Here is a 22448-nt window from a genome sequence, read left to right as displayed (position 1 = left end):
GTACACCGCAAGAAAGAGCCCTAAACATTTTTATAATCAAACAAAAAGCTTCCGACCATCATTTATGATAATCGGAAGCTTTTTTTACTTTTCAGAGACCGTTATGTCCCAGCCTCTTTTTAAAAGAAAAGTAAGATATCTCACGATTTCATCACTACCGGCGGACGCTTTCCCCCCTAAACGGGGACAAGCGTGGGGCTTGTCTTCAACTAATTCTGACTCAGCGAAGCATCGTCAGAATGGATTTTCAGACTGTGCTCCTGCGGTTACTCGTCGCAGGGAAAAGATCGCTGATCCCATCGGAGTCGCCGCCTTTCGTTCTTCAATCATCGTTCCTATCACTTTTCATTAAAGTAAGTTAAAAAGAAACCTCATTTTTATAAAAAGCTAGTTCTTTAACAGCCTGATGGCCTTCACTTAGGTGAAGGCCATTTTTTACATGGGGCTGGTGCATTTCAGAAATAAATGTAAAAATTATAAAAAAGAGGTTTACTGGTAAAAAAAAGGGGAACTAAACAAAATAGATAATATAATAAGTTATTAAAGTCATTACACTGTCATATATTTAGACAAATAATACTTGAAATTCTTTAATTAATTTTGTAATATATAGTTACCGAAAGGTTATCACTTTAAGAGTCCTATGTTGTACGTCTATATAATACGTTTGAACCAACACTTATACATCGGGAGTTCAACGTCTCGTTTCCTATAACATGCCCTGCTGACAGAGGCAGGGAAGTTAGAAGAAATGAGCAGAGCACCCACCTGCCAAAGCAGGTTCAAAACAAAGAACGGCAAACACGGGACTCTTAATATTATTATATTAAAAAAACACCTGGATAAGGTGTTTTTTATTTTTTCATGATTTGTTTTCCAAAGAAGTTTTTCATTACCTTTATTATTAGGCAGATATTTTATTAGTTTTTTCCGCTGATGAGTTTATTACAAGCTTGTCTTATAAAGAGATAAAGGTCTTTAGGAAACGATTTCGATATAGAAAATGGGGCGGACCAATTGGACCGCCCCATTACTATTATTTAGCTACTTTTTCTAAGTTTCCGTTTTTATCCATCCTGAAAGAAGCGGCAGCTCTATCGTTTCCTTCGTCCTCAAGCACAGCCATTTTTCTTGCTCTGTCCATGATTTGGATAATTGACTGGTAATCTTCTTCTACGGAACGGTATTCTTTTTGTAATTGGCCATATGCTTCTTCCAGCTCACTTACTTTTTTCTTGAGCTGCTCATTTTCCTCTTCTAAAATAAAGGATTTTGTACCGTTTTCTCTAAACGTCTGCAAAAACGAGATTACGTCATCCAGGCTAAGCTCTCTTGGTTTGTTCATTGCTCTGTCAACAGCTTCGAAGCTTTTAGAGAACTCCTCCATAAACGAAGGGGCTTTTACCGGCTCTTGTTTAGGCTCAAAACTCTTATATTGAGGTTTTGCCTGCTGGGCCAATTGACGTTTGCGCTGCTTTCTGTGTTTCTTTGCTAGTTTAATTGCATCCTCATATTTATCACGTACCACTGCATTCCATCGGAACCCGCATGCAGCTGATGTCCGGTTTAAGGCGTCGCCCACTTCGTCAAAGGCATTCAGCTGAGTTCCCCCTTCTCGAATATGTCTCAGTACTGTTTCAGCTAATAAAAGGTCATCTTCATGAGACCAGGCATCTTGTCTAACTTTCATTATTTGTCCAATCCTTTCTTTACTAAACTAATTTCTTTATCTATTAAGATGGACAAATAACGCTGAAAGTATACTATTTATTAACATAACTTCAAATGAAAGAGATTTTATAAATAGATCTGCCGATTTATTCCATAAATTTTAAGAGCTGTTCTCATAGTATTCAGAGGTGAGACGGTAATAATAATATTCCCGGCTTATCTTCCATTCTCTAAACGGAAGCAGACATCGGGAGTTGAGGGGCCTCCTGAAGAAAGCTCCCGCCACTTTTGAGCCAGTATTGCTTTTGCTGGAGAATACATGGTAATAGGAAGTATTTATTTACATTTGCGCTTGATTTTAAAGGCTCACATTTAAGCATTGAAAAGGTACTTTATTTATCTTTTTCTTTTCTCTGTAAAAAGTAATCAAGTCTTTTCTGTACCGTTTTCTCATAACCGTTAGAGGAAGGCGTATAAAAATTCCGGTTAATGAGGTGGTCAGGCATGTACTGCTGGACAACGTAATGATGCTCATAACTGTGGGGATATAAATATCCCTGGCCATGGCCTAATTTTGACGCTCCTTTATAATGAGCATCACGCAAATGGACTGGCACTTCACCTGCTTTCTCTTTTTCTACCGTGTTTAATGCCTCATCAATCCCTTTAATTACTGCGTTGCTTTTAGGGGCTGTCGCCAAATAGAGTGCAGCTTCAGCCAAAGGAATTCTTGCCTCAGGCATACCGATGAACTCTACAGCCTGAAAGGCAGCCTGGGCTATAAGAAGGGCATTTGGATCAGCGAGCCCTATATCTTCAGCTGCATGAACATAAAGGCGCCGGGCAATAAATCTGGGGTCTTCACCTGCGTAGATCATTTTCGCAAGCCAGTAAAGAGTGGCATCAGGGTCAGATCCCCGGATACTTTTAATAAAGGCAGAGATTGTATCATAATGGTTATCTCCCGCTTTATCATATCTGATCATTCGTTTTTGAATAGATGCTTCAGCCGTTTCAAGGTCAATAGAGATGGTATCCTTCTCATCAGGGTCCGTTGTTAAGATAGCAAGCTCAACGGCATTTAATGCTGTGCGTGCATCTCCATTTGATATATCCACGATATGATTAAATGCCTCATCAGCTACCTTTATCCTATACTTTCCGAAGCCGCGTTCTTCGTCTTCTATTGCCTGTTGAATGACGCGCTTCACTTCATTATCTGTAAGCGGCTGGAGTCTGAATAGTCTTGACCGTGAAATTAGGGCAGGATTGACTTCGAACATCGGGTTCTCCGTTGTGGCCCCAATCAGTATCACTGTTCCGTCTTCTACATAAGGAAGCAGGGCATCCTGCTGGCCTTTATTAAACCGGTGAATTTCGTCAATAAATAATACTGTTTTTTCCTGTTCGAATTTTAACCGGTCTTTTGCCTTGCTCACTATTTCTCTCACATCTTTAATGCCGGCTGTTACGGCATTGAGCTGTTCGAACCTTGCTGAAGTGGAGTTGGCGATTACTTTTGCTAACGTCGTTTTGCCTGTCCCCGGAGGACCATGAAAGATCATTGGTGTCAGTCTGTCTGCTTCTATAGCTCTTCTCAGTAAAGTGCCTTTTCCAATAATCTCTTCCTGGCCGATTACCTCGTCTATTGTCCTCGGCCGCATTCTTGCAGCAAGAGGTCCTTTTGGCTGATCTTTATTAGAGTAATTAAATAAATCCACATACATACCACCTTTACAAGCTGTTTCAATTCAGTTAATATATTTGCAATTTACAACAAAGCTCGATAAAATGCTAATGGTTTAAATTGATTTGTACTTAATCCTTCATTGATATGGAACAGATGTCCATTTTCTATGCTATAATGTATCTGTGATAACAACAAGACAGGATGTAAGACAGCGGCGGGAGGACTGACAAGGGGATGGATCTGATAAAGGGGATTGGAACAGAAACGCCTTGGTTTCGGTGGGGCGTTTTTCTCATTGGACTTATGATTATGAGCTTTGGAATTTCTTTAATGATAACTGCAGATCTGGGGAGCGCTCCCTGGGATGTGCTGCATATCGGGCTGGTTAACCACTTTGGTTTAACAGTGGGCAGCTGGACAATTATTATGGGTTTTTTGCTTTTAGCCTTATCTGTGCTGATGACAAAAGAATGGCCTAAACTCGGCGCCTATTTAAATATGATTTTCGTAGGGCTCTTTGTTGATCTGTTCTTATTTTTAATGCAGACACCCCCTTCATTAGCAGTAAAGGGCATCATGCTGGTTACAGGCATACTGATTATGGGATTTGGTATCGGTGTATATATCTCCCCTCGTTGCGGAGCCGGCCCGAGAGACAGTGTAATGCTGGCTCTTTCTCAAAAAACAGGCGCCTCCGTGGCTAGAGTAAGGGTATATATGGAAATACTCGTATTAGTTGCGGGCTGGCTGCTGGGAGGTCCGGTATTTGTAGGTACAATACTTTTCAGTCTGTTAATAGGCCATGTGACAGGTTTTTCATTGACAGTATGTCAGCAATGGATAGATAGAAGAATGGAAAGAGGGATGAGCGTTGAAAATATCAACTAAAGGCCGATATGGATTAACAATTATGATAGCTTTAGCTAAAAAACATGGGGAGGGTCCAACTTCCCTTAAATCTATCGCGAAGGACCATAACTTATCCGAACATTATTTAGAGCAGCTGATCGCGCCACTTAGAAATGCCCAACTGGTAAAAAGTGTACGCGGGGCCTACGGCGGCTATATGCTTGGAAAAGGTCCGGAAGAAATTACAGCTGGTGATATTATCCGTGTCCTGGAGGGGCCTATTACGCCTGTAGAGATCATCGATGATGAAGAACCGGCTAAACGGGATTTATGGATTAAAATCCGCGATGCCGTAAAAGACGTCCTTGATTCCACAACGTTGGAAGATTTAGCTAACTACAAAGACAAAGGCGACCAGGAATACTATATGTTTTATATTTAAGGACTATAAAGGTGTGAACTAATAATGGAAAGAATATATTTGGATCATGCTGCTACCTCTCCTGTCCACCCTGATGTTTTTGAGGCAATGAAACCTTATTATGAAGCTTTTTTCGGCAATCCTTCCAGCATCCATCAGTTTGGAAGAGAAGCACGGAGAGGGCTTGATGAAGCAAGAGATTATATTGCCGGTGCCATCGGGGCCTCCTTTGAAGAAATTATTTTTACGAGTGGGGGGACTGAGGCTGATAATCTGGCCATTATAGGTTATGCCACAGCCCATAAGGATGAAGGAAATCACCTTGTCACGACAAAGATCGAACATCACGGTGTACTGCATGCTTTTGAATACCTTGAACAACAAGGTTTTAAGGTGACGTATTTAGAGGCTGATGAAACAGGCCGCATATCTTCGGAAGATGTAGCAAAAGCGTTAACAGATAATACCATTCTCGTGTCAGTGATGTTCGGTAATAATGAGACGGGTGCCATACAGCCTGTCAAAGAAATAGGCAATGTTTTAAAAGAGCACAAGGCAGTTTTCCATACTGATGCTGTACAGGCTCTTGGCATGGAACCGCTTGATGTAAATGAATTGGGAGTGGACTTTTTGGCAGCTTCCGGCCATAAAATCAATGGACCGAACGGAACCGGTTTTTTATACGCCCGGAAAGGTCTGACGTTTTCTCCGATGCTTTATGGAGGAGAACAGGAAAGAAAACGACGGGCAGGGACAGAAAATGTGCCTGCTATTGCTGGAATGAAAAAAGCATTGGAATTAATCATTAGTGAACGGGCATCCCGAAATGAGGAATACAGAAAATTCCGGGAGCTGATGCTTGGAGTCTTTAATGAAGCAGGCATTGATTATCAAGTGAACGGGCCTGAGAGCGGCGGACTTGCCCATATATTGAATGTGAGCTTTCCTGATGTAAATGTGGAAGCTATGTTAATGAATTTGGATCTGGAAGGGGTGGCTGCTTCAAGCGGCTCTGCCTGTACTGCAGGTTCTATTGACCCTTCCCATGTCCTGACTGCTATGTTTGAGGATGAACGCCGCAGCCACTCTGCCGTCAGGTTCAGCTTTGGATACGGCAATACAGCCAGCCAGGTCGAAAAGGCTGCTGGAATCGCTGTTAAAATTGTCAAAAGGCTGTCTGGCAGATAAGAGAAATAAAGGAGGTGAGTGGGATGAATACTCACATGAGCGATAAACGAAAAGAAGATATCCGGGTAGTTGTCGGTATGTCAGGAGGCGTAGACTCTTCTGTCACAGCTCATCTCTTAAAAGAAGAAGGCTATCAGGTAATAGGTATCTTTATGAAAAACTGGGATGATACGGATGAAAGCGGAATGTGTACTGCCACCGAAGATTATAACGATGTGATACGTGTCTGCAACCAGTTGGATATCCCGTATTTCGCAGTTAATTTTGAAAAACAGTACTGGGATAAAGTCTTCACATATTTTTTAGATGAATATAAAGCAGGAAGAACACCTAACCCGGATGTCATGTGCAACAAAGAGATTAAATTTAAAGCGTTTCTTGATCATGCCATGTCGCTCGGAGCGGATTACGTGGCAACCGGCCATTATGCCCGCGTCCGGAAGGTGAACGGTAAAGTGGAGCTGCTAAGAGGAATTGACAGAAATAAAGATCAGACCTATTTCCTTAATGCTTTAAGCCAGGAGCAGCTTCAAAACGTTATGTTCCCGCTCGGTGAAATTGAAAAACCGCGTGTCAGGGAAATTGCCCGGGAAGCAGGCCTGGCTACAGCCTCTAAAAAAGATAGTACAGGCATCTGTTTTATAGGGGAAAGAAATTTCAAAGAATTTTTAAGTGAATATCTGCCTGCTCAACCTGGGGAAATGCAGACGCTTGACGGAGAGGTTAAGGGAACGCACGACGGGTTAATGTATTACACTCTTGGACAACGGCAGGGCCTTGGAATTGGCGGAGCTGGTGAGCCTTGGTTTGTTGTTGGGAAGAACCTTGAGAAAAATGTCCTGCTCGTAGGACAAGGGTTCCATCACCCGGAGTTGTATTCTGAAGGGCTGATAGCTGAAGGAATGAACTGGATTTCAGGAGATCAGCCGGAAAGCCCGTTTAAATGTACAGCTAAGTTCCGTTACCGTCAGGAAGACCACGGAGTGGAAGTTGAACCGTTAGAAAAAGGAAAAGTGAAAGTCCGCTTCGATGAACCGGAACGAGCGGTGACACCTGGACAATCTGTCGTCTTTTATGATGAAGAAGTCTGTCTGGGCGGCGCGACAATTGAGGAAGTAATCAAGGACTGAGGCAGTTAAGTCAGTCCTTTTCTTTTTTTGGCAAAACCCAACGGTGAAATTTTTTTATGAGGAGAGAGGTAAGATGGACCGTAATCAGAAAGCAGTAAAAGAAATGCAGGAAGGAAATATTGAAGAAGCAGCGAAATTACTAAATGAAGCAATCGAAGAAAATCCTAAAGATGCGGTTGCTTTTACAAATTTCGGCAACCTGCTCTCTGCAGTGGGTGAGGAAGACAGAGCGATCGTCTTTTATGATAAGGCTATTGAATTAGATGAAAGCCTTGCAACAGCCTATTACGGAAAAGGGAATGTGTTTTTTAATAAGGATAGCTTTAAAGAAGCAGTTGACCTTTATCAGGAAGCTATTGTCCGAGGCCTGCATGAAGGTGATGTGTATTATATGACCGGTATGAGCTATTACCAGCTCGGTGATTTCCTGCGCTCGCTGCCGAGTTTAAGCCGTGCTATTGAGCTGAACCCTCACGATACAGATGCCCGCTTCCATTATGGTATGTGCCTGGCTCAGACAGAACAAATAGATGAAGCGGCAGAGCAGTTTGAAAAAGTCCTTGAGCAGGATGAGAATCATGCTGACAGTTATTTTAACCTTGGGGTTGCTTACGCATATAAAGAGGATGCCCATAAAGCTTTAAGCATGTTTAACAAAGCATTAGAGATCCAGCCTGAACATGCACTGGCTGCGAATGGAAAAAAACAGATGGAAGAGATTATCGGGCAGGAAGATTAAAAAGAAGGTGACGATATGAATCAGCCAAATGAAGAAAGTAAAGATTATATCAAGGGAGAACTTCTTCATTTGATTTTTCATAACGAGGAGTCTCTGTACACTGTAGCGAAAATCCGGGTTAACCAGTCTTCTGAGAAACTCGATGATAAAGAAGTCACCGTTGTAGGGATGATGACGGAACCTGAAAGAGACGTTACTTATATGTTTACCGGGCAGTTTTCAGATCATCCCAGGTTCGGCAGGCAATATAAATTCGACCAGTTTCAGAAAGTGATTCCGGAAACAGAGCAGGGAATTATACTGTATTTGTCCAGCGACCGGTTTCCTGGGATTGGAAAAAAAACTGCAGAGATGATTGTTAATGAACTTGGGGTCAACTGTATTTCTGTCATATTAGAAAATCCGTCAGTACTGGAAAGTGTGCCTAAGCTTAAACAGGAAAAAGCTTCACATGTTTATAAAACCCTTTTGGAAGATCAGGGGATTGAACAGGTTTTGTTAAAGCTGTATAAATACGGTTTCGGGATTCAGCTTGCCATGAAAGTGTATAAAGCTTACCAGGTTGAAGCTTTGGAGATCATCAGCTCAAACCCATACAAAATGGTCGAAGATATAGAGGGGATAGGATTTGCTAAAGCCGATTTAATAGGGAAAAAACAAGGTCTGACAGGCAATCATCCTGACCGTTTAAAAGCAGCGGTACTGTTCGTTCTTCAGGAACAATCTCTTAGTGAAGGCCATGTCTTTGCTCTAAATGAAACTGTAGTATCAGAGGCAAAGATGTTACTTGAGAAAGATTCAGGAGATGAGATTTCCCCGTTAGACATTGCAGACCAGGTCATTGCTCTTGGCGAAGAGGGGAAGATAATTGTAGAAAAAGAAAAAATGTATTTACCTTCCTTGTATTTTGCTGAACAAGGAATTGCCACTAATTTAAACAGGCTGATGGCCTCTAAAAATGAATTAGATGAATACCCCGAATCGGAGTTCCTAAAAGCGCTGGGCGAAGTGGAAGAAGAACTGGGAATCAGTTATGCCCCATCCCAGAAAGAAGGAATTCAACAGGCTCTCCATTCCCCTTTAATGATTTTAACCGGAGGTCCGGGAACTGGTAAGACGACTGTTATTAAAGGTCTTATTGAAGTATTCGGCCTACTTAAAGGCGTTTCCGTCAGTCCGGAGGATTATAAAAATAAGAAAAAGCCCTTTCCTATCGTGATGGCTGCTCCAACTGGAAGAGCGGCTAAACGAATGAGCGAATCTACTGGCCTCCCTTCTTCCACTATTCATCGGATGCTGGGTTATAAAGGGGAAGGAAACGGTTATTTTGAAAAAGACGAAGATGAACAGATAGACGGGGATGTGCTTATTGTCGATGAAATGTCTATGGTCGATACGTGGCTGGCCAACCAATTATTTAAAGCGGTCCCAAATCATATGCAGGTCATCTTTGTAGGGGATGAAGACCAGCTCCCGTCTGTTGGTCCAGGTCAGGTTTTCTCTGATTTGCTTGAATCGGCTGCGGTTCCTGCTGTTCGGCTTACAGATATTTACCGTCAGTCTGAAGGATCTAAAATCATTGAATTCTCGCACCAGATTAAGGATGGGGAGCTTCCGGAGTCAGTCGACCAGCAAAGCAGAGATTTACGCTTTTTTCCGTGCGGACCTGATAAAGTGCCTGAAGCAGTCAAACAAATTTGTGAGCGTGCAATGACTAAAGGGTTTACAGCGAGAGATATTCAAGTTCTGGCTCCGATGTACCGGGGAGTGGCGGGGGTGGAGAACCTTAATGACACACTCCAGACATTGTTTAATCCTAAATCGGACCAAAGAAGAGAAGTGCCGTTTGGAAACGTCGTTTACAGAACCGGCGATATGGTGCTTCAACTCGTAAATAATCCGGAAGATAATGTGTTTAACGGCGACAGAGGGGAAATTGTCTCAATAAAAACAGAAAAAGAAACATCTGAAAAACAGCTGGAAATTATCATCTCCTTTGACGGGCTGGAAGTTACCTATACGAAGCCTGACCTCACGCAAATTACCCATGCTTATTGCTGTTCAATTCATAAGTCACAGGGAAGTGAATTTCCGATTGTTATTATGCCGATCGTTAAAAGCTACTACCGGATGTTAAGAAAAAAACTGATTTACACGGGTGTTACCCGTGCTAAAAACTTTCTGCTTCTATGCGGTGACTGGAAAGCGTTGGAGATAGCGGTCGAATCCAATCGTGAAGAAATCCGTCAAACGACACTGAAAGAGAAATTAATAAATGGGCTGGAAAAGGAAAATGCGAATGAATCAGCGGGTGCTGCGAAAGACTAAGAATGTTCGGAGGGAGTGAAGCCCTTGAGAACTTTTGATAAAGTCAAAGGAGCACCCGTTTTTTGCGGGAAAACAAACTGTCTGCTCGGCGTTATTTCTGACTTGACTTACTGCAGTAAGGAGGGAAGGATAACCGGCTATTGGATTCAAAACCACCAATGGTGGTCGAGAAAACATGTTCTTCCAATTAAGGGTAACTATCAAAGGACAAAAAAAGGATTTTTTATTCATCGGAACCAGGTCCTTACTCCCTTGGATGATAATGAGAGACGTTTCTTCCATGGAAAGGACCGGATGATAGGCAAACCGGTCGTTAAACAGGATGGGGACATGGTAGGAATTGTCGAAGATGTATATTTTCTGCCAAACTCGGGAAGAATTCTAGGGTACGAATTGACCGAAGGCCTGTTTGAGGATTTCAAGCGGGGCATTATGGTCAAAAAAACAGGAGATAGCGGCATTTCCTTTAAAGGTTCGTCTCTCCTGATTCATTAATTACCTTAGGAGGGGTTCCGATGAAGTGCCCTAATTGCAGAAGCAAAGATATTGGAAAGATAGGATCAAACCAATATTACTGCTGGAACTGTTTTATCGAGCTGACGATATCCAATGGCCAATTACACCTCCACCAGGTGGAAGCAGACGGATCGTTGAGCTCCCTTGACGATCTTTTCACAGAAAATGAACGACAGATTGATCTGTAAATTGTGAAAGACGGGGGGTGATCATTGTGAGAACCCTGGCCTCAATCCTTATGCTTGGAGCAGGTGCTTATGCCTATTCTGCTTCCATGGACAGAAAAACAAGGAAAAGATGGAAAAGACGGATGAATCAGGTCAACTTTTCCTTTATTGAAGACTTAATGCCGAGAAGAAGAACTTTAAGGCGTATGCGGAGACAAATGACCAGAGCCTTTTCTTAAAACCTGTTACATTCAGATCAAATGACAGAAGGCAGACGTAATTTGCGTCTGCCTTTTACGCTACTATCCGTAAGGAGGATTCCAGGTGAAAGATAACGAGGAAATGAAACGATGGATTTACCGTCTTATCATTGTCTTATTAATTGGATTAATACTTGCGGGAACAATCTTATTTCTTCAATATACAGGTCCCTTTTTCAGGCTTTTCTTCAAAGTGCTTACTCCTTTTCTTTTCGCCGGCTTTATCATCTATCTGCTTCATCCGGTAGTGGAAAAACTGGAGAAAGCAAATATACCAAGACCTTTATCCATTTTTATTATTTTTTCGTTATTTCTTGTTCTTACCGTCGCCGGACTGTTGAAAGCCTCTCCCTATATTATCGAAGAAGGAAGAGAATTACTGACACAACTGCCAGAATTAGCAGGAACCTACAGAGAATTCACCGTTGAATTTACAAACCAGGCGGCATTCTTGCCGGACACCTTTCAACAGCGGATGGATAACTGGATTTCCCGCGGTGAAGGCTGGGTTGCGGGCGCATTGGAAGAACTTGGAGCAGCGTTGGTTAGTTTATTAGACTGGGCGCTGCTGCTTATTGTTATTCCGTTTATTGTTTTTTACGGATTAAAAGACTTTCCTTTATTAAAGAATACAAGCTGGTATTTAACACCCAAAAAAATGAGAAGAAACGGGAAACAGCTGATCATGGCAGTTGATCAAACGCTTGGCTCGTATATAAGAGGTCAGCTGATCGTATGTATTGTCGTCGGTCTTCTGGCATGGGGGGCCTTTTGGGTTATTGATATGCCGTATGGCACTCTTCTGGCTATTTTTATTGGGGTAACTAATATTATTCCGTATTTCGGTCCTATCCTCGGTGCTGTGCCTGTCATACTGCTCGCTCTGACAGAATCTTTTCAGCTTGTTCTTTTAGGAATTGCAGCGGTTTTTATTATCCAGATTGTCGAAGGAAATATACTGGCCCCTGTGATTGTTGGCAAAAGTATCCATACCCATCCTTTGCTGATTATTTTCGCCCTGGTCATAGGGAACGAGATGGGAGGCATCATAGGACTTATTCTTGCAGTGCCTGTATTAGCTGTTCTTAAAGTTCTGCTTCTTCATTCAAGGAAAATTGTCAGAGAGCGCCGTGGCATCTATGATTGACAAATGTATAACACATTTTTATAATTACTCATATAAAGCACTACATAAGAACTTGATGACGGAGATATATTTCCAGTACCCATTCCAGCCGCACACGCGGAAAGCAGAGAGGAATTCCTGAGGCTGAAAGAATTCCGGATGAAGACTGGTAATAAGCTACTCCTGAGAGCGGGCTAAAACCTGCCGGTGCACAGCCGTTAATTGTGATGAGGTGACAGACAAAGGCAGTTTTGTCTGTAACTAGGGTGGTACCGCGTGAATATTCTCGTCCCTTTTGCAGGGAGGAGTTTTTTTATGTCCAAAAACATAAATATTGAGGTTAAAAAGGAGGAAGGAAAGATGAAACATTTAACGTCAGCCGAAGTGAGACAAATGTTTCTCGATTTTTTTAAAGAAAAAGGACACGATGTGGAGCCTAGTGCTTCTTTAGTCCCGCATGAGGACCCGTCTCTTTTATGGATCAACAGTGGCGTGGCAACCTTAAAGAAATACTTTGATGGAAGGGTTATTCCTGATAATCCGAGGATTGCAAATGCACAAAAATCCATTCGGACAAACGACATTGAAAATGTAGGAAAAACAGCCCGGCATCATACCTTTTTTGAAATGCTTGGAAACTTTTCCATTGGCGACTATTTTAAGAAAGAGGCTATTCATTGGGCTTGGGAATTTTTAACTGATAAAAGATGGATCGGGTTTGAGCCTGAAAAACTAGCCGTAACCATTTACCCGGATGATGACGAAGCATTTGAAATCTGGCATAAGGAAGTAGGGCTGCCTGAAGAGAGGATTATCCGTTTAGAGGAAAATTTCTGGGATATCGGGGAAGGACCATGTGGCCCGAATACAGAAATATTTTATGACCGCGGGGAAGAATACGGAAATGACCCAGATGATCCCGAAATGTATCCAGGCGGAGAAAATGAAAGACATTTAGAAGTATGGAACCTTGTATTTTCCCAGTTTAACCATAATCCTGATGGAAGCTATACACCGCTGCCGAAGAAAAATATTGATACCGGTATGGGGCTTGAAAGAATGGTTTCAGTCATTCAGGACGCAAGAACAAACTTTGACACTGACCTGTTTTTGCCGATAATCCGTTTAACGGAAGAAATTTCTGGAAAAAGTTATGGTAAGGCTGTCGAAAATGATACGGCTTTTAAAGTAGTTGCAGATCACATCAGAACGGTTACTTTTGCTGTATCGGACGGCGCTCTTCCATCCAACGAAGGCAGGGGGTATGTGCTGCGCCGTCTTTTAAGGAGAGCAGTCCGTTATGCTAAACAGTTAAATATTCATGAACCCTTCATGTATAAGCTAGTCCCGACTGTTGGAATGATAATGGCTGATTTCTATCCTGAAGTAAAAGAAAAGCAGGAATTCATTCAAAAAGTGGTGCGTACAGAAGAAGAGCGTTTCCATGAAACTTTAACAGATGGGCTTGTCATGCTGAATAAACTTATTGAAAAAGCAAAAGCTGATAGAGTTGAGACCATTTCAGGAGTGGAGGGTTTCAAACTATATGACACATACGGATTTCCAGTTGATTTAACCGAGGAATATCTGGAAGAGGCTGGTCTTAAGCTTGACCGTTCAGGGTTTGATCAGGAGATGGGCAAACAGAGAGAAAGAGCCCGTGCTGCCAGGCAGGAATCCGGTTCAATGCAGCTTCAGGATGAAGTGTTAGGCAGTATTCAGGAGCAAAGTAAATTTGTGGGGTATTCTGAACTTGAAACACATTCATCAGTCAAAGCGATTGTCAAAGAGGGCTCGCTGGTGGAGATGGCAAATGAAGGAGACGATATTCAAGTTATTCTTGATAAAACACCATTTTATGCCGAAAGCGGCGGCCAGGTTGCTGATAAGGGAATAATGTTCAATGAATCAGTAACGCTGGAAGTTAAAGACGTGCAGAAAGCTCCTAACGGACAAAATCTTCATAGAGTCAATGTGAAAAAAGGTTCCTTAAAAATAGGAGAAGTTCTCAACACAGAAGTAAACAGCTCTTCCCGGACAGGAATTGTAAAAAATCATACAGCAACACACCTGCTTCATCAGGCTTTGAAAGATGTACTTGGCGATCACGTTAACCAGGCTGGGTCACTGGTCAGCCAAGACCGTCTGCGTTTCGATTTCTCCCATTTCGGTCAACTTACAGAAGAAGAAATAGACCAGATTGAAAATATGGTGAACGAAAAAGTGTGGGAAGGCATTCAAGTTTCCACAATGAATAAAACATTAACCGAAGCTAAAGAAATGGGGGCCATGGCTCTTTTTGGCGAGAAGTACGGCGAGGAAGTCCGTGTCGTTCAAGTAGATGATTACAGTTTAGAATTGTGCGGGGGCTGCCATGTAAACAATACAGCGGAAATCGGCTTATTTAAAGTCGTCTCTGAAGCAGGAATAGGCGCAGGTATTCGTCGAATAGAAGCAGTAACAGGGGAAAAAGCCTATGAATACATGAACAGTCAAGTCGATCAGCTGCGGGAAGCTGCCAGTTTGCTGAAAACAAAACTGACGGATGTCCCTTACAGGATCGCTCAGCTTCAAACCCAATTAAAAGAAAAAGAAAAAGAAAACGAATCACTCTCAGCTAAAATGGCTCAGGCACAGGCAGGGAGTTTACTGGATGACGTGCAGGAAGTAGCCGGAGTGAAAATACTGGCTAAGAAAGTCAATGCAGCAGACATGAACGCATTAAGAAAAATGGCTGATTCACTGAAAGATAAAATGGAATCTGGAATTTTAGTTTTAGCTGCGGTCACACAGGAAAAAGTAAGTATTGTCGCCAGTGTTTCCAAAGATTTAGTCAAGGAAGGCCACCATGCAGGAAACCTGGTTAAAGAAGTGGCTGTAAAATGCGGCGGAGGCGGAGGCGGACGCCCTGATATGGCTCAAGCAGGAGGGAAAGACCCTTCTCAAATAGACGAGGCTTTAGAAATGGTTCCTGATTTAGTAAAAAGAAATGTCTAAATGAAGCAGAATCGTGTACAATAGTAGACAAATCCAATTAAAATACGGAACGGTTTATGAGACCTTTTCTTGCCAAGAAGAAGAGAGGTGTGGTTGTTTTGAGTTCAATGGACAGAACAATGAAATTTAATTTTAATGACGATTCAATGGACGAGGATGTAAAAGAGGTTTTAATGAAAGTGTATTCCTCGCTTGAAGAAAAGGGATATAATCCTATTAATCAAATTGTAGGTTATCTTTTATCAGGCGATCCGGCTTATATTCCCCGCCATAACGATGCACGGACTCTTATTAGGAGAATTGAACGGGATGAGTTAATTGAGGAGCTTGTGCGCTCGTATTTAGCTCATCATCAAAAGGAGAAATCATGAAAGTAATAGGTCTGGACGTAGGCAGCAAAACGATAGGCGTCGCTGTCAGCGACGCTTTGGGCTGGACAGCTCAAGGTGTCGAAACAATAAAACGTAATCCTGAAAATGAAGAAGAGGATTACGAACGTATTAAAAAGGTTATTGATGAAAATGATGTTACTAAAATTGTAGTCGGGCTGCCGAAAAATATGAACGGTACGATCGGACCAAGCGGTGAACTTTGCCAGGCATTTGCTGAAGAACTGGCAGGACGGACAGGGCTCCCTGTTGATCTATGGGATGAAAGATTAACGACAGTGGCAGCGGAACGCATGCTGGTCACCGCTGATGTGAGCCGTAAGAAAAGAAAAAAAGTTATAGATAAGATGGCAGCCGTTATGATTTTACAAGGATATCTTGATCGACAAAAATAAGGAGGCGATAATATGTCAGAATTTCAAATTAACCAGCCGGGCGATGACGACCGCATCGTAATTCCAGATGAGAATGGAGATGAACACTTATTTCAAGTGTTATTTACATTTGATGTAGACAGTACGGGGAACTCCTATATGGTGTTAGCACCGGAAGGCTCCAATGAAAGTGAAGAGGAAGAAATTGAAGTCCATGCTTTCAGATACGAAGAGCCGGAAGGCGGCGACCTCTCTCTTTACCCTATTGAAACGGATGAAGAATGGAATATGGTTGAAGAATTATTAAATACATTCGCTGAAGAGGATTTAGAAGAAGAGAATTAATCTTTTAAACCTGCTTTAATAAATGAAATCTTCCGCCGCCTCTAATACAGGTTAAGGCTGGATTATATAATTATTTTAATGAACTCCGGACAATATCTTACGATGTTGTCCGGATGTTTTTTTGATTAAAGGATGGCTCTCCTGTACCAGGTTGATGTTCCCGAGGGCTTGTCTTCAACTAACCATAGTCTCTTGGTTTATGTTATATACAGTGTTTTACTGAATAAGAGGCTAATCGGGAGGGATATCCCGGCGGATCTATTGTCGAATGCGGACAGCTTCTTACATTCTTCCATGAAGGTGCGTTATCTTACTTTCTCCTGGAGGTTTATAGAAAAATTATCCTGTCGATTTCACTCAAAATATCGAATTTTTTTAAAGATATAGTATAATAGGGAAGGTGAAAGGAGTGGCAGTCAGTGGCAGAAGACACAACAAACGATTCCAACAAAAATTTAAACGAAAAGCATAAAACCAAACTTGAAGAAACAAAAAGGGAAGCAGGCTTGGTAAGAAAAATAGTCCTTATATTTGTTATAACAATCATAGTGGCAGTCGTCGCCGGCGGTTTAGGAGCATACTTTTATGTGAAAGGTGCAATTGGCCCGGTTGATGAAGAAGATGATGAAGTCGTTGAGGTGACAATCCCAATCGGTTCCAATCCTTCTTCTATTGGTGAAATTCTTGAAGAAGAAGGGGTGGTCTCCAGTGCCTCTATGTTTCGCTATTATGTCCGTTTTCAGAATGCGTCAGGGTTTCAGGCAGGAGATTACCAATTGACCAGAGCCATGAGCATGGATGAGATTATAGACCATTTAAAAGAAGGACGAGTATATGAAGATTATGCGACATCCTTTACGGTGCCAGAAGGGCGCTGGGCTGAAGATATTTTTGTAAGAGTGGCTGATGAAACGAATCTTAAGGCTGAAGAGCTGGCAGAAATCGCCAGGGATGAAGAATATCTGGAAGAATTAATTGAGAGATATAAGTTCCTTGAAGAGGATATATTTGGTGAAGATATCAGAGAACCGCTGGAAGGGTATTTATTCCCGGCACGATACGACTTTGTGGAAGAAGAAGTCAGTGCTGAGCAGGTTATTGAGGCGATGCTTGACAGAACTAATTCCATACTTGAAAGCCGCCAGGCATCTGCTTCAGATGATTCTTACCACGCTTTGATGACAAAAGCTTCAATAATTGAGGGAGAAGCAAGAACAGACGAGGAACGAGCGACGATTTCAGGGGTGATTGAAAACCGGTTAAGCGCGTCCATGCCTTTACAGATGGATCCTACGATTGCTTACGCTCATGAAGAACACTTATCACGAACTTTAAACGCACACCTTGATATTGAGTCTCCTTATAACACTTATAAAAATGCCGGCCTGCCGCCGGGACCTATAAATAATCCTGGTGAAGCTTCGATTGCCGCAGCTCTTGAACCTGAATCCCATGAGTATATTTACTTCTACCATTCACCGGATGGAGAGGTCCACTTTAATGTCAATTATTCCGACCACGAGGAAGTGGTCGAACACTACCAGAATTCAAATGAATGATATGGTGAAAACAAGGAGAAACTGCTGATAAAGTAGCATTCTCCTTGTTTTTATGTTAAAATATATCGGTCAAAGACAAACATAGGGCAATTTTAATTCAAAAGCACCTGAAGGAGGCGCTTTTTTTATGGAAAAAGGCGACAAAACTGCCTTATATCTTTCATCACTTATAAAAGAAAGACCTGCAGAGATAAAAGAAATAGAAGACTATGCATATAAGCATCACGTGCCTATCATGGAAGCTGACGGGTTGGAGACCATGCTGCAATTTCTTAGAATCCATAATCCCGTTCGCATTCTGGAAATCGGTACGGCAATAGGATATTCTGCCATTCGTATGCTTCAAGCTGCTCCCGATGCCATCATTTATACAGTTGAAAAAGATGAAGGACGGATCCAGGAAGCATTAAAAAATGCACGCTCAGTTGGAGTGCATAAGCGTTTTAATCTGGTCCAAGGGGATGCCCTCGAAGTGAAAGAAGAAATTGCGGAAAAAGCGCCTTATGACGTGTTGTTTATTGATGCGGCTAAAGGACAGTATGAGAATTTCTTCTCAATATATGAGCCTATGGTTAAAGAAGGCGGCCTAATATTTTCAGATAATGTCCTTTTTAAAGGGTTTGTTTCAGGGGAAAAAGAGCCGGAAAGCCGCCGCCTCTCTTCAATGGTAAATAAACTGAGGAAGTTTAACGATAAATTAATGAAAGATCCGCGTTTTGACTCAGTTTTACTCCCTGTAGGAGATGGTTTGATGGTAAATGTAAAACGAAACACGGGGAAAGAAATACAGGAAGGTGAAAAAGCATGAAAAAACCAGAGTTGTTAGTCACGCCTACGAGTGTGGAAGACATCGCTCCTCTTATTGATGCCGGCGCAACCGCTGTTATAATTGGAGAAGAAAAATATGCCTTGAGGCTTGCTGGGGATTTCAGCAGGAAAGAGGTTGAAGAAGCCACAAAAATTGCACATGAAAAGGGAGCGAAAGTATACGTGGCTATGAACGCCCTTTTTCACAATGATACACTTCCTCTATTACCGGACTATATTCAATTTTTAGACCGTACTGGGGTTGACGCCATTGTATTTGGAGATCCAGCCGTTTTAATGAATGTAAGGGAGCATGCTCCTCAAATGAAGCTTCATTGGAACACAGAAACGACTGCTACCAACTGGTATACAGCTAATTACTGGGGAAGAAAAGGGGCAGCTCGTGCCGTGCTGGCCCGTGAATTGAATATGGATTCTATCATTGAAATAAAAGAAGAAGCTGAAGTGGAAATTGAAGTACAGGTTCACGGGATGACTTGTATGTTCCAGTCTAAACGTATGCTGGTCGGGAATTATATGGCCTTTCAAGGAAAGGACCTGGAAGTACAGGGGAGAAGTAAAGATCGAAGCTTAATTTTGCATGATCCGGAAAGGGATGCGAAATATCCGATCTGGGAAGACGAGAACGGAACACATATTATGAGTCCTAAAGATATGTGCATTATCGATGAATTAGACGAGATGCTTGATGCAGGGATTGATTCATTTAAGATAGACGGAATATTAAAAGATTTTAACTATATTAAAAAGATGACCGCCCTATACAGACAAGCGATAGACCTTTATACGGAAGAGCCGGAAGCGTATAACAGCAAAAAAGACGAGCTGCTTGATGAAGTTAAATCAGTACAGCCAGCGAACCGGGATCTTGATACAGGGTTTTTCTTTAAAGAATCGGTTTACTAATCTTTGTAGCGGTACTTTGAGAAAAAGGATAAGAAAACCTGAGGCTTTTGCAAGAGCTTGGCTGTTTGCCAAGTTTTTCTCATATTAAACCAGGTAGGAAAAGGAGTGATCACCTATGAAACAACAAACAGTAAAACGACCTTCAGAGGGCAGACGTGTGATCACGAAGAAGCCCGAACTGTTGGCACCGGCAGGAAACCTTGAAAAACTGAAAATAGCTGTTCATTACGGCGCCGATGCTGTATTTATAGGCGGACGGGACTTTGGATTGAGGTCAAATGCAGATAACTTCTCTATAGAAGAAATGGCTGAAGGCGTCAAGTTTGCTAATAAGTATGGTGCGCATATTTATGTAACAACTAATATATTTGCCCATAATGAAAATATGGATGGTCTCGCAGAATATTTGGAGGATTTGGAAAAGGTAGGAGTTACAGGAATTATTGTAGCTGATCCATTAATTATTGAAACTTGTAAACGTGTGGCACCTAAACTGGAAGTCCACCTTTCTACGCAGCAGTCCCTGTCAAACTGGCAGGCAGTTAAATTTTGGAAAGAAGAAGGGTTGGACAGAGTAGTTCTGGCCCGTGAAGTCGGTTTAGCAGAAATGCTGGAAATGAAAGCGAACGTGGATATAGAAATAGAAACATTTATACATGGAGCGATGTGTATTTCTTATTCAGGTCGCTGTGTATTAAGCAATCATATGACAGCGAGAGATTCCAACAGAGGCGGATGCTGTCAATCTTGCCGGTGGGACTATTTTCTTTATGAAGAAGATGGCGCAAGTGAACAGAAGACTGGTGAAAAAGCTCTGTTTAATGTTGATGACGCTCCTTTTGCCATGTCACCGAAAGACCTTAATTTAATTGAAGCCATACCTAAGCTGGTAGACGCAGGAATTGACAGTCTTAAAGTTGAAGGGCGAATGAAATCTATTCATTATGTTGCCACCGTAGTAAGTGTTTACAGAAAAGTAATTGATGCGTACTGTGAGAATCCTGATAACTTTAAGATCGATAATGAATGGCTTAAGGAATTAGCAAAATGCGCAAACAGGCCTACAGCTCCTGCATTCTTTGAAAATACACCTGGCCACGAAGAGCAGATGTTCCGTAATCACAGCCAGAAAACGACTTTTGATTTTGCCGGACTTGTGTTAGATTATGATGAAGAAACAGAGATTGTCACACTTCAGCAACGAAACCATTTCCGTCCTGGAGATCAAATAGAGTTTTTTGGGCCTGAAATCACGAATTTCACTCAAAAAGTTGAAAAGATATGGGATGAAGACGGTGAAGAGCTGGATGCGGCAAGACACCCTCTTCAGATAGTCAAATTTAAAGTTGATAAACAAGTAAAACCTTATAATATGATGCGAAAGGAACAGTTAACATGAGTAAAAAACCTGTCATCATTGGTGTAGCCGGCGGATCGGGTTCGGGTAAAACGACAGTGGCAAATGAAATTTACTGTAAATTTCCTGAGCAGTCCATCCTTATGATAGAACAAGATGCTTATTATAAAGATCAGACACATTTGCCGATGGAAGAAAGATTAAAAACAAATTATGACCACCCTTTAGCCTTCGATAATGATTTGCTGCTTGATCATTTAAAGCGGTTAGTCAACCGGCAACCTGTTGAAAAGCCAGTTTATGACTATGCTAATCATACACGTTCAGATGAAGTAGTTAATGTCGAACCGAGGGATGTCATTATATTAGAAGGTATCCTTATTCTTGAAGATGATCGCCTGAGAGATGTGATGGATATAAAGCTTTTTGTAGACACCGACTCCGATTTAAGGATTATACGGCGACTGATGAGGGATATACAGGAACGCGGCCGGACAATCGATTCAGTCATTGACCAGTATACGTCTGTAGTGCGGCCGATGCATCTTCAATTTATTGAGCCTACTAAGCGTTATGCGGATATTATTGTTCCTGAAGGCGGGCATAATCATGTTGCTATTGATTTAATGGTGGCAAAGATTAAAACAGTACTTGAAGAGAAGGCAATGATTTAGGCCTTCATTAAACATTTTGAAGAATATATGAACTACTTGGCTAAAAGCTGAGTTTTGTATATAATAGCTAAGAGGAACGCAGGAAATCATTTCTAGAAACGGTTTTTTTTGAAATAAATGTAAGACCTACGGCGCCCTGATCTGTTCAGCCATGCTTGAACAGGTTGGGCGCTTAAGGTTTATTGACGCCTATGAATTTTAGGGAATATTAATTTTTACAGGATTTTATAAGGAAAACTTGTTAAATGAATTGGTTTTCATTATACTACCATCATATATATTTAAAAAGGTGGTCATTTTTCTGTAAGCAGTTCATATGGTAAATCAACACCGTTTCTGCATTTCCCGTATATTTTTTATTAGGTAAGGAAACATGAAAGCGTTCACTTGGATGTATTAATTTTAAGGAGTGGAAAAACAATGACAGAAGAAAAACACTATATGACTATGGAAGGTAAAGAAAAACTCGAGAAAGAACTGGAGTATTTAAAGACTGAACGGCGAAAAGAAGTCGTAGAAAGAATAAAAGTAGCGCGAAGCTTCGGAGATCTATCAGAGAACTCGGAGTATGATTCGGCAAAAGAAGAACAGGCGTTTGTGGAAGGCAGAATCCAGCAGATTGAAGGTATGATTCGTAATGCTGAAATTATTGAAGAGGATTCTGACAGCTCTGTTGTTTCTCTTGGGAAAAAAGTTACTTTTAAAGAGCTTCCTGATGGTGATGAAGAAGAATACATTATTGTAGGGCGTGCGGAAGCAGACCCTATTGAAGGGAAAATCTCTAATGATTCTCCAATGGCGCAAAGTTTAATCGGCAAGGGTATCGGTGAGCAGGTTGTAGTATCTACTCCCGGCGGAGACATGACTGTTGAAATTACAGAAGTGTCATAAAACACCAAATGGATTGAAATCACCCTGGTCTTTAAAAGACTGA

Annotated in this window: 23 protein-coding genes and 1 other RNA gene; 22 read left to right on the top strand and 2 right to left on the bottom strand. The window is 41.7% G+C overall.

The window, feature by feature from the left end; all coding sequences use genetic code 11:
• A partial coding sequence (locus tag K8O68_RS00730) for a hypothetical protein (protein ID WP_230895025.1) occupies window positions 1-352 on the top strand: 352 nt, incomplete at its 5' end.
• A gap of 283 nt (window positions 353-635) precedes the next feature.
• Window positions 636-814: non-coding RNA, 6S RNA (ssrS, locus tag K8O68_RS00725), on the top strand.
• 222 nt (window positions 815-1036) lie between these two features.
• On the opposite strand, the gene K8O68_RS00720 is transcribed toward ssrS, so the two are convergent.
• Both K8O68_RS00720 and K8O68_RS00715 read right to left on the bottom strand, forming a co-directional pair.
• A complete protein-coding gene (locus tag K8O68_RS00720) occupies window positions 1037-1690 on the bottom strand; it encodes an RsfA family transcriptional regulator (protein ID WP_235788352.1) in 654 nt (217 codons plus the stop codon).
• Between the two features lie 373 nt (window positions 1691-2063).
• On the bottom strand, window positions 2064-3392 hold the full coding sequence (locus K8O68_RS00715) for an AAA family ATPase (protein ID WP_230895024.1): 1329 nt from the start codon (window positions 3390-3392) through the stop codon (window positions 2064-2066).
• Window positions 3393-3595: 203 nt separating this feature from the next.
• Between K8O68_RS00715 and K8O68_RS00710 the strand changes: the two genes are divergently transcribed.
• The 20 genes from K8O68_RS00710 to greA all read left to right on the top strand — a co-directional run bounded on the left by K8O68_RS00710 (window position 3596) and on the right by greA (window position 22405).
• On the top strand, window positions 3596-4249 hold the full coding sequence (locus tag K8O68_RS00710) for a YczE/YyaS/YitT family protein (RefSeq protein ID WP_230895023.1): 654 nt from the start codon (window positions 3596-3598) through the stop codon (window positions 4247-4249).
• Window positions 4233-4652 (top strand): cysteine metabolism transcriptional regulator CymR, encoded by a 420-nt coding sequence (gene cymR / locus K8O68_RS00705; protein ID WP_230895022.1) that lies wholly within the window; start codon window positions 4233-4235, stop codon window positions 4650-4652. The genes K8O68_RS00710 and cymR overlap by 17 nt, the downstream gene beginning before the upstream one ends.
• Before the next feature lie 24 nt (window positions 4653-4676).
• Window positions 4677-5819, top strand: a complete 1143-nt coding sequence (locus K8O68_RS00700) for a cysteine desulfurase family protein (protein ID WP_230895021.1) — start codon at window positions 4677-4679, stop codon at window positions 5817-5819.
• A gap of 23 nt (window positions 5820-5842) precedes the next feature.
• Complete coding sequence (mnmA, locus tag K8O68_RS00695; RefSeq protein WP_230895020.1) at window positions 5843-6949, top strand: tRNA 2-thiouridine(34) synthase MnmA; 1107 nt, start codon at window positions 5843-5845, stop codon at window positions 6947-6949.
• A 73-nt stretch (window positions 6950-7022) separates the two neighbouring features.
• Entirely contained in the window at window positions 7023-7688 is a 666-nt protein-coding gene (locus tag K8O68_RS00690; protein WP_230895019.1) for a tetratricopeptide repeat protein, read from the top strand.
• Window positions 7689-7703: 15 nt separating this feature from the next.
• Entirely contained in the window at window positions 7704-10016 is a 2313-nt protein-coding gene (gene recD2 / locus K8O68_RS00685; protein ID WP_230895018.1) for an SF1B family DNA helicase RecD2, read from the top strand.
• A 24-nt stretch (window positions 10017-10040) separates the two neighbouring features.
• Entirely contained in the window at window positions 10041-10511 is a 471-nt protein-coding gene (locus K8O68_RS00680; protein ID WP_230895017.1) for a PRC-barrel domain-containing protein, read from the top strand.
• Window positions 10512-10531: 20 nt separating this feature from the next.
• Window positions 10532-10720 carry a hypothetical protein gene (locus K8O68_RS00675; RefSeq protein ID WP_093048006.1) on the top strand — a complete coding sequence of 63 codons (189 nt, stop codon included), beginning with the start codon at window positions 10532-10534 and terminating at the stop codon, window positions 10718-10720.
• Between the two features lie 26 nt (window positions 10721-10746).
• Window positions 10747-10938 carry a hypothetical protein gene (locus K8O68_RS00670; RefSeq protein WP_230895016.1) on the top strand — a complete coding sequence of 64 codons (192 nt, stop codon included), beginning with the start codon at window positions 10747-10749 and terminating at the stop codon, window positions 10936-10938.
• An 85-nt stretch (window positions 10939-11023) separates the two neighbouring features.
• Window positions 11024-12106 carry an AI-2E family transporter gene (locus K8O68_RS00665; protein ID WP_230895015.1) on the top strand — a complete coding sequence of 361 codons (1083 nt, stop codon included), beginning with the start codon at window positions 11024-11026 and terminating at the stop codon, window positions 12104-12106.
• Window positions 12107-12445: 339 nt separating this feature from the next.
• On the top strand, window positions 12446-15082 hold the full coding sequence (gene alaS / locus K8O68_RS00660; protein WP_230895014.1) for an alanine--tRNA ligase: 2637 nt from the start codon (window positions 12446-12448) through the stop codon (window positions 15080-15082).
• Window positions 15083-15180: 98 nt separating this feature from the next.
• Window positions 15181-15453, top strand: a complete 273-nt coding sequence (locus K8O68_RS00655; protein WP_230895013.1) for an IreB family regulatory phosphoprotein — start codon at window positions 15181-15183, stop codon at window positions 15451-15453.
• Window positions 15450-15866, top strand: a complete 417-nt coding sequence (gene ruvX, locus K8O68_RS00650) for a Holliday junction resolvase RuvX (protein ID WP_230895012.1) — start codon at window positions 15450-15452, stop codon at window positions 15864-15866. Before K8O68_RS00655 ends, ruvX begins: the two co-directional genes overlap by 4 nt.
• Window positions 15867-15878: 12 nt before the next feature.
• Window positions 15879-16190 (top strand): DUF1292 domain-containing protein, encoded by a 312-nt coding sequence (locus K8O68_RS00645; protein ID WP_230895011.1) that lies wholly within the window; start codon window positions 15879-15881, stop codon window positions 16188-16190.
• 419 nt (window positions 16191-16609) lie between these two features.
• Complete coding sequence (mltG, locus tag K8O68_RS00640; RefSeq protein ID WP_230895010.1) at window positions 16610-17749, top strand: endolytic transglycosylase MltG; 1140 nt, start codon at window positions 16610-16612, stop codon at window positions 17747-17749.
• 127 nt (window positions 17750-17876) lie between these two features.
• Entirely contained in the window at window positions 17877-18557 is a 681-nt protein-coding gene (locus K8O68_RS00635) for an O-methyltransferase (RefSeq protein WP_230895009.1), read from the top strand.
• Window positions 18554-19483 carry a peptidase U32 family protein gene (locus K8O68_RS00630; RefSeq protein ID WP_230895008.1) on the top strand — a complete coding sequence of 310 codons (930 nt, stop codon included), beginning with the start codon at window positions 18554-18556 and terminating at the stop codon, window positions 19481-19483. Before K8O68_RS00635 ends, K8O68_RS00630 begins: the two co-directional genes overlap by 4 nt.
• Window positions 19484-19598: 115 nt before the next feature.
• Window positions 19599-20882 carry a peptidase U32 family protein gene (locus tag K8O68_RS00625; protein ID WP_230895007.1) on the top strand — a complete coding sequence of 428 codons (1284 nt, stop codon included), beginning with the start codon at window positions 19599-19601 and terminating at the stop codon, window positions 20880-20882.
• Complete coding sequence (gene udk, locus K8O68_RS00620) at window positions 20879-21514, top strand: uridine kinase (RefSeq protein ID WP_230895006.1); 636 nt, start codon at window positions 20879-20881, stop codon at window positions 21512-21514. The genes K8O68_RS00625 and udk overlap by 4 nt, the downstream gene beginning before the upstream one ends.
• A gap of 420 nt (window positions 21515-21934) precedes the next feature.
• Entirely contained in the window at window positions 21935-22405 is a 471-nt protein-coding gene (greA, locus tag K8O68_RS00615) for a transcription elongation factor GreA (RefSeq protein ID WP_230895005.1), read from the top strand.
• Window positions 22406-22448 lie beyond the last annotated feature (43 nt).

It is taken from the genome of Salipaludibacillus sp. CUR1, assembly GCF_021028955.1.
Lineage (GTDB): Bacteria > Bacillota > Bacilli > Bacillales > Salisediminibacteriaceae > Salipaludibacillus.
The sequence above is the reverse complement of the archived record's forward strand: the minus strand, read 5'-3'. Positions and strand labels throughout refer to the sequence as shown.